The organism is Nostocoides japonicum T1-X7 (assembly GCF_001046855.1).
GTDB lineage: Bacteria > Actinomycetota > Actinomycetes > Actinomycetales > Dermatophilaceae > Nostocoides > Nostocoides japonicum.
The window spans coordinates 1,069,623-1,080,647 of the sequence record NZ_HF570958.1 but is presented as its reverse complement, the minus strand read 5'-3'; the positions used below and the strand labels follow the sequence as shown (position 1 = coordinate 1,080,647).

Sequence of the window (11,025 nt, the reverse complement as noted above, 5' to 3'; positions counted from 1 at the left end):
GACGCCGCGCAGGTGGCCCTGTCACGGTTCGGAAGGGATTCCCCGGTCCGCGCCGAACCGTGGCACACCGTGCCGGCGTCGTGGCCGCTCGTCGTCGGTCCCGGTTCCGCAGGGGGGACCGGGACCGACGACGACGCGCACGGGCCCCGCGCCGTCCGAGTGTCCGCCATCCGAGAGAACGACAACGATCCTGGCAACACTCAGTGGCCTTGGATGCTTCTCCCAGCCTGGGCGGCCTATGTTGGGAGATGTGGGTCACCCAGGGCCCACCGCGGCACCCGACGCCAGCCCGGCTGACGCCGACGCCGACGTCGACGAGCACGGGAGCGTGTCAGGGCAGATGGAGAGCATCACGACCCGGGGAAGCATCGTCGTCGGCACGGACGGCTCCTCGATCAGCAACATGGCGCTCGACTGGGCGGCCCGGCGGGCCTCCGCCGGTGGCGGCATCCCGATCGTCGTCGTCCACGCCTTCGCCTCCGACCTGCCGATGCTCGGGTTCGGTGTGCTCCGCGACGACGACACCATCCGGCGCGAGGGCGACATCCTCCTCTCCGCCGCGAAGGCCAGGATCCACTCCATCGACCCCAAGCTCCCCGTCGTCACCGCCTGCGTGCCCGGCTTCGCCGCACCCGCCCTGCTGCGCGCCTCCGACGGCGCGCTCATGCTCGTCGTCGGGGCGGTCGGCCGCGGCGTCCTCTCGCGGGTCACCCTCGGCGCCGTCATGCAGCAGGTCGTCTCGTATGCCGGGTGCCCGGTCGTCGTCGTCGGTCGCGACCCGCGCACGACGGCGCCGTACGGACGGGTCGTCGTCGGCGTCGACGGGTCGACGACGAGCCTGGCAGCCGCCCGGTTCGCCTTCACCCATGCCGCCTCCAGCGGCGCCCAGGACGTCGACGTCGTCACGACGTGGCAGGCCCGGGGACGCAAGGACCCGCTCCTCGCGAAGGGGTCGGACTGGGATGCCTACGTCTCCTCCGCCCAGTCGACCGTCCAGTCGGCGCTGGCCGACCTCGTGCGGAAGCACCCGGAGGTCAAGGTGCACCACGAGGTGGTCGAGGGCGACCCCCTGGGGGTTCTCGTCGAACGCAGCCAGGACGCCGATCTCGTCGTCGTCGGCAACCGCGGGCTCGGCGGCTTCGAGGGCCTCAAGCTCGGCTCCATCTCCCGTGGTCTGCTCGGCCACACGCCGTGCCCGGTCGTCATCTGCCACGTCGCCGGGACGCCGGTGAAGCAGTCCACCCGCGTCTGAGGACCTCCGGGCGCGACGGCTCAGCGGACGGACCCCCGCAGCGCCTCCCGCGCCGTGTCACGACCCGTCCGCACGGCGCCCTCCAGGTAGCCCGCCACCCACTGGTCGGAGCCGCAGACGTAGAACGGCGGCTCGTGGGTCCCGTGGAGCGGCCCCACGGCCTCCACGTCTCCGGGGCGCCAGTTCGTCACGTACCCCTGGGTCCACGGGTCGCTGCCCCACAGCCGGGTCCACGTGCGGACCGGCGACAGCGCCCGGTCGCCGAACATCCGCGCGACCTGCTCGAGGGCCTCACGGGTCCGGGTGACGGCGTCGCTCGCGACGAACGCGGCATACCGCTCCGGAGGGACGAGCGCCGAGAGGACGCCATCGCCCTGGGGCCACGTCGACCCGAGGACACCCTCGCTCTCCGCCAGGGCATTCTGCCCGCGGGCCCGCCAGAACGGCTCCTCGTAGGCGGCGACGAACTTCGCCGCCCACGCGTGCCGCTGGCGGCGCAGGGAGGCGAGGCGCTCCTCGCTGACGCCCACGATGTCCACGTCGCGCGCCGGCCCGGAGGGGAGGGCGAGCACGACCGCCTCGGAGCGCAGCACCTCCCCCGCGGCCGTCGTCACCATGCAGCCGCCCGACCCCACGACGATCCGGGCGACCGGTGTCGCGAGCCGTAGGTCGCCGAGCTCCGCCGCCATCCGCAGCGCCACCGTCGCCGACCCCTCGGCGACGCGCTGGTTCTCCCACTCCTCCACGTCGTAGGACGAGGTCCCGCCTCCCACCGCGATCTTTCGCGCGTAGGCGAACATGCTCGTCCGCTCGATGGAGCCGTCGGCGAGACTGAGGTGGACCAGGTCGTAGGACCGCAGGACGGACGGCGTGGCACCGGCCTCGCGGACGAAGTCGCCGACGCTCATCCGGTCGAGCCGATGGAGGTCGGGGCACGCCCAGGGGTCCTCGGGGTCGATCCCCCGGACGACCTGCGCCATGGCCGACTCGACCCGCTCGTGGGCGGCGACGTCGGAGCCCGTGAACCACGAGGGCCACTCGCCCACGTCGACCGCCTCCGGCACCTCGCGGGTGATGTCCCCGGGCTCGGCCACGTAGGAGGGCACGAGGGTGAGTCCCAGCTCGGCGACGAGCCCGAGGTATGCCGTGTGCCGACTTCCCACGACCTCACCTCCGAGCTGGACGATCCGGCCGTCGGGAAGCTCGGTCTGCTCGACGCGGCCGCCGACCCGGTCCCGGGCCTCCAGGACGGTGACCGACGCCCCGCCGCGCTCGAGGTCGCGGGCCGCGGACAGTCCGGCGAGCCCGGCGCCGACGACGACGACGTCGCGTCGCTCGCTCATCTCAGGAGCACCGCGTGCTCGGGCAGCCAGCCGAGCTCGACACGCGACCCGGGCGTCCACCGGTCCTCCGGGCTCATCCGGGGCAGGTTCTGCTCGAGGACCGTGAGGGTCACCTCGGGGGCGATGGCGACGAGGTACTGCGTCGTCGCGCCGTGGTAGCTGGAGGACACGACGGTGCCGGGCACCCGCACCATGTCCGGCGTCAGCTCGCTGAGCCAGATCTTCTCGGGGCGGACGGCGACGCTCACCTGCTCGCCACCGCCGAGCCCGTGGCCGGCGGGCACGGGGATGCGCAGGCCGTCGCATACCGCGACCGACCCGTCGGCATACGTGCCGGGCATGAGGTTGCTCGTGCCGATGAACCCGGCCGCGAAGACCGAGGTCGGGCTCTCGTAGACGTCCTCCGGCCGGCCGCACTGCTCGATGACGCCGTTGTTCATGATCGCGATCCGGTCGCTCATCGACAGCGCCTCGTCCTGGTCGTGGGTGACGAACAGGAAGGTGATGTCGACCTCGCGCTGGATGGCCTTGAGCTCGACCTGCATCGCCCGGCGCAGCTTGAGGTCGAGGGCGGCGAGCGGCTCGTCGAGGAGGAGGACCTGAGGGCGGTTGACGAGCGCCCGGGCGAGGGCGACGCGCTGCCGCTGGCCTCCCGACAGCTCGGCGGGACGGGAGCCGGCGCGGTCGGCGAGCTGCACGAGCTCGAGCGCCTCACCGACGCGCTGGCCGATCGCACGCCGGTCGATCCCCTTGCGCCGCAGCCCGAACCCGACGTTCCCCCGGACGTCGAGATGCTCGAAGAGGGCGTAGCTCTGGAAGACCGTGTTCACGTCGCGGCGGTGCGGCGGCGTCGCCGTGACGTTCTTGCCGCCGACCATGATCGATCCCTCGCTCGGGTCGCTGAAGCCCGCGATCATCCGCAGGGTCGTCGTCTTCCCGCAGCCCGACGGGCCGAGGAGCGAGAAGAACTCGCCCTTGCCGATGTCGAGGTCGAGGTGGTCGACGACCGTGTCCCGGCCGAAGGACTTCGTCAGGCCCCGCAGGCTGACGGCGGGAGCCGCCGTGGCGAGCCCGGCGTCGTCGGAGGTGTGGTGGAGCAGGGACATTCAGGCTCCCGTGATGAGGTCCAGGCTGGACGACTTGCGGCCCCACAGTCGGGGCACGATGAGCGCGAGCACCATGACGAGTGCGGAGAGCACGAGCATGACGGTGCCGACGGCGTTGATGGCGGGCGAGACCCCGAAGCGGATCGAGGAGTAGATCCGGACCGGCAGGGGTTGCGGGCTCACGCCGGTGGTGAAGAAGGCGAGGACGAAGTCGTCGAAGACGAGGGCGAAGACGAGCAGGCCCGCCCCGAGCAGCGCCGGGACGAGGGTCGGCAGGGTGACCAGACGCAACGCCTGCCAGGGCGTGCAGCCGAGGTCGCGGGCGGCCTCCTCGACCTCGGTCGACATCGCGGCGAGCCGGCCGCGGACGATGACCGTCACGTAGGCGATGGAGAAGGTGATCTCCGCGAGCGTCACCGTGACGAGGGAGAGCTTCAGGCCGACCCCGGTGAACAGCAGGAGCGCGGCGACACCCGTGACGATCTCCGGCGTGACGAGCGGGAGGAGCGTCACGGCCCCGACGGCCCGGCCGGTCCGGGATCGGATGCGGGACAGTCCGAGGGCGAGCATCGTTCCCAGCACGAGGGCGCCGACGGCCGACACGGCCGCGATGCCGATGCTCGCGACGAGCGAGGTGACCAGGTCCGCGTCGTGGACGAAGTCGGCGTACCACCGGGTGCTGAAGCCGCGGAACGTCGAGAGCGACTTGACGCTGTTGAAGCTGAAGAGGACGACGGCCGCGATGGGCAGGTAGAGCCAGGCGAAGAAGACGACCGTCACGGCGACGGCGACGGCCGGGCGCCGCTCGACCCGGCGCGACCGGGCGCTCACGACGCCTCCCTCGACCGGGTCGCCGTCGCCCGGAGGTAGCCGACCATGATGACGGTGAGTCCGATCATCATCGCGACGGTCATCGCCGAGCCGAGCGGCCAGTTCTGGCCCTCGAGGAACTGCTGCTGGATGAGGTTGCCGATCATGAAGGTCTTGGGGCCGCCGAGCAGCTGTGCGCTGACGAAGTCGCCGAGCGCCGGGAGGAAGACGAGGAGGACGCCTCCGAAGAGGCCCGCCCGCGTCGCCGGCAGCGTCACCGACCAGAAGGTCCGCCACGGGCCGTGGTAGAGGTCCTTCCCCGCCTCGATGAGGGAGGTGTCCATCCGCTCCAGGGCCGCGTACACCGGCAGGATCATGAAGACGACGTAGCCGTAGACGAGGCCGCCGATGACAGCATACGGCGTGTTGAGGAACTGGACACCGCCGCCGAGGTGGAGCCGCACGATGAGGCTGTTGACGAGGCCGTCGTCGGAGAGCAGCGCCGACCAGGCATACATCCTGATGAGGTAGCTCGCGAAGAACGGCACGACGATCGCGGCGATGAGGAGGTTCTTGCGGCGCCCGCCGTGGAGCGCCACGACGTAGGCGACCGGGTAGGCCAGGACCGCGCAGATCGCCGTCGTGGCAACGGCATACGAGACCGAGCGGAGGAACAGCCGCAGGTAGAGCGGGTCCCACAGCTGCGCGTAGTTGTCCAGGCGCGTGCTGAACACCGGCTGGCCGTCGGCCTGGGTCCGTCCGAAGGACAGCAGGACGACGATGACCATGCTGGAGAGGAAGAAGGCGACCATCCACCCGGTCGGCAGGGCGAGGAGGGCCGCCCACAGCCGGGTGTGCTGGCCCGAGCGCGGCGTCCCGCCCTTCGGCTGGGCCGGCAGCTGCGCGGTCGTCGGGTCGAGGGCGGTCATCAGCTGGCCCTCACGTCGGTCCACGTCGCGGTCCGGCGCTGGACGGCGTCGGCCGACAGGTTCCGGAAGACGTTGCCGCTCTCCAGCTCGCTCAGCTCGACGTTGCAGGCGGGCACGTCCTTGGCGAGGGCCTCGAACGCGGGCATCGCGTCGCGCACCGGCATCGGATAGGAGAGGTACTCGATGTTCTTCTTCGCGATCTCCGGGCGGAGCAGGTAGTCGATGAAGACCATCGCCGTGCCGGGGTGCTGGGCGTTGACGGGGATCGCATACGCGTCGGAGTTGATGGGGACTCCCTCCTTCGGCGCCTGGAAGTCGTAGTTCTCGGGCTTCTTGACGAGCGAGGTGCGCAGGTAGAGGAAGTCGCCGCTCCACATGTGGTGGATCCAGGCGTTGCCGCCCACCATGTTGTTGACGTCGTCGGAGGAGTAGCCGCGCAGGTACTTCTTCTGACTGATGAGCAGCTTCTTGATCTCGTCGAGCTCGGACTGCTTGGCCGTGTTGACGTCGTAGCCGAGCAGAAGGGCTCCCATCGCGAGCGCCTCGTCCTGGTCGTCGAGCGTGTAGATGCGGCGGGCGGCCTCGGGGTTCCACAGGTCGCGCCAGCTGTTCGTCATCGTCCCGACCTTGTCCGTGCGCCAGCCGATGCCGGTCTTGTAGACCGTGAAGGGGACCGAGACCGCCGACTTCTCGTCGTACCAGGGGTCGACGAAGTAGGAGCCGGAGTGGAAGACCTGGTCGGCGTTGCTCAGCTGGGCATGGTCGATCGCGCGCAGCTTGCCCTCGGCGCGCAGCCGCTGCACCCACTTGGCGATGGGGAAGACGATGTCGTACTGGTTGCCCGCCTGGAGCTTGGCGTACATGCCCTCCATCGAGTCGAAGTTGGACTGGATGATCTTGACGCCGTACTCCTTCTCGAAGCCGGTGAACACCGACGGGTCGAGGTAGTCCGCCCAGTTGAAGTAGACGAGGTCGCCGTCGATGACCGCCTTCGCCGACGCCGGCAGAGCGGTCGTCGTCGTCGCCGCGTCACTCGGCAGGTACGCGCAGCCGCCGGTCAGCGCGGTCAGTCCCGCCACCCCGCCGAGCGTCGCCGCGCCCTGGAGGAGGGCACGCCGGCTCAGGGCGGGATGCGGGGTCACGCGCCGGTCCCCCGCCGCGCGCGGTCCGGCCGCGGCAGCGGCCCTCGATGACCGACGAGCCGGCCCACGGCGAGGGCGACGCGCTCGCGAGCACACTCGAGGGTCAGGTCCTCGGGGGCGAGCACCCGGGCGCCGAGGCCGTCGCACAGCGCGACCGCCGACTCGGCGACGACCCGGATCTCCTCCGGAGGCAGGGCGAAGACACCCGCACCGACGCCGGCGGCGATGAGGTCGGCGACGGCGTCGTAGAGCGCGTCGTAGACCTGGGCGCCGACCTCGGCGAGCTCGGGCTGCCGCATACACAGCAGGTCGAGCTCCTGCCACAGCAGCCAGTCGCGGGTGAGCCGCTCGTCGCTCGGCAGGCAGCGGTCGAGGAAGGTCGCGAGCCGGCCGGCCGGGTCGGTGCCGGCGCGCTCGAGGCAGTCGGCCGTCAGCTCGTTCGACTGCTCGCTGGAGTACCGGAGCACGGCGGCGAAGAGCTGCTCCTTGGTGTCGAAGTGGTAGTGGAGCAACCCGGACGAGACACCCGCGACCTCGGCGATGCCCGCCATCCGCACCTTCGCGAGGCCGTCGCGGACGAGGCAGTCGGCGGCCGCGGAGAGGATCCGAGTCCTGGCCTCCTCGGCCGTGTCGCGGCGGGTGGGTGGCGTCACGCGATCCCCGTTCCGTTTCTGACTGCTTAGTCAGTCAGGGACTCTAGGCGCGGGTCCGGGACCCGTCAAGCGATTCCGGGGATCCCGCCCGGGCCGCCGCCGGCCCACGGCGTCAGAAGCGCGCGTCGGCTCCCACGTCGCGCAGATAGCGCTGGTCGAAGCCGTAGACCCAGGCGTCCTTCGCCGGGAAGACGCCGTGGTCGAAGACCCGTGACCGCACACCCCGCTGCACGCGTTCGCACGCCTCGTTGTCCTGGCGGGTGACCAGCTCGTTGAACTCGATGACCGGGCGCGGGTCGAACTCCGGGTCGTCGAACGCCTCGGGGCTGAACAGGTACTCCGTGACGAGCCGGCAGCTGCGCGGCCCCGTGGGGAAGATGGCCGTCGCGAGGGCCGTCGACCCGTCGACGTCGAGGAACATCGTCGGGTAGATCGCGGCGCCGTAGTAGGCCATCGGGCCCTCATGACCCTTCAGTCCCGGCAGGAGCGGCAGGCGCAGCCGGGGGTCGGCGGCCACGGCGGTGCGCCCGTCCGCGAGCGTGACGCCGCCGTCCTCCCGCCCGACCTCGAAGACGCTGCCCTTGCGGTATGCCGGGACGACGGCCATCAGCTCCGGGTGCACCGTGGGGCAGTGGAGGCATTCGTTGTAGTTCTCGAGGACGATCTTCCAGTTGGCCCGGACCTCGACGGTCGAGATGTGCCCGATCCGCAGCTGCGAAAGGCCGACGCGGGCCAGGCCGAGGGCGTCGTCCTGCTGGTCGGCGAGGTGCTCGACGAGCGGGCGGGGCTCCTGCCTCGAGAGGTTGACGAAGACGAAGCCCTCCCACACCTCGGTGTGGACGGGCCACAAGGACGTGCTCTCCCGGTCGATCTCGTCCTTGTCGATCATCGGTGTCGTGACCAAGGTGCCGTCGAGCGCATACCCCCAGGCGTGGTAGGGACAGCGCAGGTGGGTGCGCACCTCGCCCTGCTCGGCGTCGCACAGCTGGGAGCCGCGGTGCCGGCAGACGTTGTAGAACCCGCGGATCAGGTCGTCCTTCCCCCGGACGAGCAGGATGCTCTCCTCGGCGATCTCGAAGCGCAGCCAGCTCCCGGGTCTCGCGAGTCGCTCGGCACGCCCGACGTACACCCAGTTGGCATGGAAGACCCACTCGGTGTCCAGCGCGTAGGCCGCGTCGGAGTGGTACGCCCGGCCGGGCAGCGTCTCCCTGACGGGCGGCCGGTCGTCGATTCCCTCGGGTCGGCCCGTCTCATCCACCGTCATCAGGGATCTCCCTCACCGTCACAGTTGACTGACTGACTATACAGTCAGCGCCAATTCCCGGCCGACGCGACCACGACATTCCCGCAGCTGTCATCCCTGCGACTGCCCCACCTCTGCCCTACCCCACAGCTTCCCCGCCTCACCGATCCCGCAGCTCCCCCGTCTCTGCCCTAGCTCACAACTTCCCCGCCTCACCCTCCCGGCAGCTCCCCCGCCTCATCGATCCCGCAGCTCCCTCGCCTCACCCACCCCGCAGCTGCCCACCCCTGCGCCTGCCCTACCCCACAGCTTCCCCGCCTCACCGACCCCGCAGCTCCCTCGCATCTGGCTCACCTGTCGGCATCTACCTCACAAGGCGTCGACAGTCGACTCCTCATCGTCCATTGCGGTCGCCGACCCGAGGGCTCGGTTCACACGTTCCGAGTGGATCTCGCACGTGCCGAGTAGATGTCGCTACCGAGCTGGTTCGGGAGCATCAACTCGGCACGTGCGGGGATGTCGTGGCCGGGGACCGCGCAACATCGCCCCACCCCGGATCGACTCGGCACGTGCGGGCTTGTCGTGGATGTGGCTACCGAGCTGGTTCGGGCGCGTCAAGTCGGCACGTGCCAAGAGAAGGCCCGGGCATACCGACGCGCGCTGAGGCCGGCTCCGGGCGACGCTGCCTTGTGGGGAAGCTGACCAGAGCCAGGACTCCAACCCGCTTCCCCACAAGCACTCTTGCGCCGCACCTGCTGTCGACACCTGCAGTCAGAAGGGGGGCACCGCGAGCCGCTCCTCCTCGCGCCGGGCCCGCTCCTCGCGCAGCCGACGCATCCGACGGAGGCACTGGCGCCAGCGACGCTCCCGCTCCTGCATCCTGCGGGCCAGGCATTGCTGCGTCTGCTCCTCGAGCGCGGAGTACGGCTCGTCGTCGGACCACCGGTGCGTGAGATCGATCGGGGATGCGCGCCAGAAGAACCGCCCATCGGCCTCCATCCACCAGGTGCCGTCGCCGCGCCACCCCGGGTCCGGCCAGTTCGTCGGCAGATCCGGCAGCAGATGGCTTCGCCCGTCCCGTCCGACGACCTGCCCGGATGGCGCGTCGCCTGGAGGACGTCGGGCGGCGTCCTCACTCGACGAGATCCGTGTCGTCGCCACCCTTGACTGCCACGACAGCGGCCGGCCCCGGTCACCCGGAACACCTACCGGACGCCCCTCGTCGCCGACGGCCTCGGCCGTCACTCCCGGGTCGTCCCGATCGAGACGCACCTCCGGGTGGCGGAGCACGTCTGGCTCGAAGATCGCCTCGGGCTCGATGAGCAGGACGACGGGCGTACAACGCGCCGGCCGCACGCCGACATCCGGATCCTCGGCGCTCGCGACATTCGTGCCGTCCCCACCCGCCACACTCGTGCCGCCGGCACCCACGACACCCCTGCCGTCCCCACCCACCACACCCGTGCCGCCGGCACCCACGACACCCGTGCCATCCCCACCCACCGCACCCGTGCCGCCGGCACCCACGACACCCGTGCCGTCCCCACGCGCCACGCACGTTCCGGCGGTGCCGGAGACACCCCCGCCAGCCCCGCCCCGGCGGGCAGCCTCGTCGACGTCCAGGCGTACGCCCCGCCGAGCGTCCTGGTCGGCATTCGGACTCGATGGCGCGATCAGACCCGGCTCGCCGTGTTGCAGCGGCACACCAGCACGCATCGGCGCGCCATGACGGGGCGCGACCGGCCGTCCCTCGGTGCGGCCGAGCAGATCGACCGGCGCGCTCGCGCGCACCGCTCCGGTGGGATCGGTGACCTCCAGCGTCGCGTCGGGTCGCAGCCGGAACCGCCAGCCGGCTCGCTGCTTGATCCGGTGGTGTCGGCGGCACAGGCAGATGAGGTTTCTCGCCACGGTTGCCCCGGCCGGCCACGGTCGGACGTGGTCGAGGTCGCAGAACCGCGCCGCGACCGTGCAGCCTGGAAAGCGACACTGACCATCCCGCAGCCGGACCCATCGCGCCAGGGCAGCGGGCGGCCGGTATCCGTCGCTCTCGAGGACCGTCGCGTCCCGCGGCCGGGTCGCGTCCCGCGGCCGGGTCGACGCCTTCGGCAGAGGCTGCGCACCGCCCGCCCCGGCGCGCGTCGCACGGCTGCCGCCCCGGACCCGCCTCGCCCGCGAACCGCGCCGCCTGGCCTTTGTGGTCCGGACCGGTATCGGGGACTCGAGCCGGGCGCCGGTGTGCGGATCGCACCCGACCACCGACACTCGTACCTCGGCGCCGCGCTCCAGACCACCCTCGAGGAGCCCACGGACCCAGTCGTGCCGGACGTAGGAGCAGCCGGTCGCGCCGCAGCCCGCGACCCGGATCAGCCCCGGATGCTCGGCCGCCGACGCCACCGTGGCCTGCCCCAGCCGGTTCGCGTGCTGGCAGCTGGCCGGCCGCGGGCCTTCGAGCGCCTCGTTCGCCGTCATGTGATTCTCCTGCGACACCTCGCCCGCCTGGGCGGCGCCTCCGCCACTCGACCCGCTGTCGTCGTCGCTGCCCGGCTG

General features: G+C 71.4%; 9 protein-coding genes. 1 reads left to right on the top strand and 8 read right to left on the bottom strand.

Translation table 11 applies throughout. The features are described from left to right. Positions 1-250: 250 nt before the first annotated feature. Positions 251-1,252, top strand: a complete 1,002-nt coding sequence (locus tag BN12_RS04950) for a universal stress protein (protein WP_162233039.1) — start codon at positions 251-253, stop codon at positions 1,250-1,252. Positions 1,253-1,272: 20 nt separating this feature from the next. Here BN12_RS04950 and BN12_RS04945 read toward each other — a convergent pair whose 3' ends face one another. The 8 genes from BN12_RS04945 to BN12_RS23355 form a co-directional block, all read right to left on the bottom strand. After that, positions 1,273-2,595 (bottom strand): flavin monoamine oxidase family protein, encoded by a 1,323-nt coding sequence (locus BN12_RS04945; RefSeq protein WP_048550557.1) that lies wholly within the window; start codon positions 2,593-2,595, stop codon positions 1,273-1,275. Then, the gene (locus tag BN12_RS04940; protein WP_048550555.1) at positions 2,592-3,701 is read right to left on the bottom strand and encodes an ABC transporter ATP-binding protein; all 1,110 of its coding nucleotides are present in this window, start codon (positions 3,699-3,701) and stop codon (positions 2,592-2,594) included. The genes BN12_RS04945 and BN12_RS04940 overlap by 4 nt, the downstream gene beginning before the upstream one ends. Next, positions 3,702-4,532 carry an ABC transporter permease gene (locus tag BN12_RS04935; protein WP_048550553.1) on the bottom strand — a complete coding sequence of 277 codons (831 nt, stop codon included), beginning with the start codon at positions 4,530-4,532 and terminating at the stop codon, positions 3,702-3,704. After that, complete coding sequence (locus BN12_RS04930) at positions 4,529-5,440, bottom strand: ABC transporter permease (RefSeq protein ID WP_083454929.1); 912 nt, start codon at positions 5,438-5,440, stop codon at positions 4,529-4,531. Before BN12_RS04930 ends, BN12_RS04935 begins: the two co-directional genes overlap by 4 nt. Next, positions 5,440-6,582: a polyamine ABC transporter substrate-binding protein gene (locus tag BN12_RS04925; RefSeq protein ID WP_048550551.1), complete on the bottom strand. Its 1,143-nt coding sequence runs from the start codon at positions 6,580-6,582 to the stop codon at positions 5,440-5,442. The genes BN12_RS04930 and BN12_RS04925 overlap by 1 nt, the downstream gene beginning before the upstream one ends. Beyond that, positions 6,579-7,235, bottom strand: coding sequence for a TetR/AcrR family transcriptional regulator (locus BN12_RS04920; RefSeq protein WP_048550549.1), 657 nt, complete (start codon positions 7,233-7,235; stop codon positions 6,579-6,581). The genes BN12_RS04925 and BN12_RS04920 overlap by 4 nt, the downstream gene beginning before the upstream one ends. Before the next feature lie 112 nt (positions 7,236-7,347). Next, complete coding sequence (locus BN12_RS04915; RefSeq protein WP_048550547.1) at positions 7,348-8,499, bottom strand: aromatic ring-hydroxylating oxygenase subunit alpha; 1,152 nt, start codon at positions 8,497-8,499, stop codon at positions 7,348-7,350. 750 nt (positions 8,500-9,249) lie between these two features. Next, positions 9,250-10,386 (bottom strand): hypothetical protein, encoded by a 1,137-nt coding sequence (locus BN12_RS23355; protein WP_162233038.1) that lies wholly within the window; start codon positions 10,384-10,386, stop codon positions 9,250-9,252. Positions 10,387-11,025 lie beyond the last annotated feature (639 nt).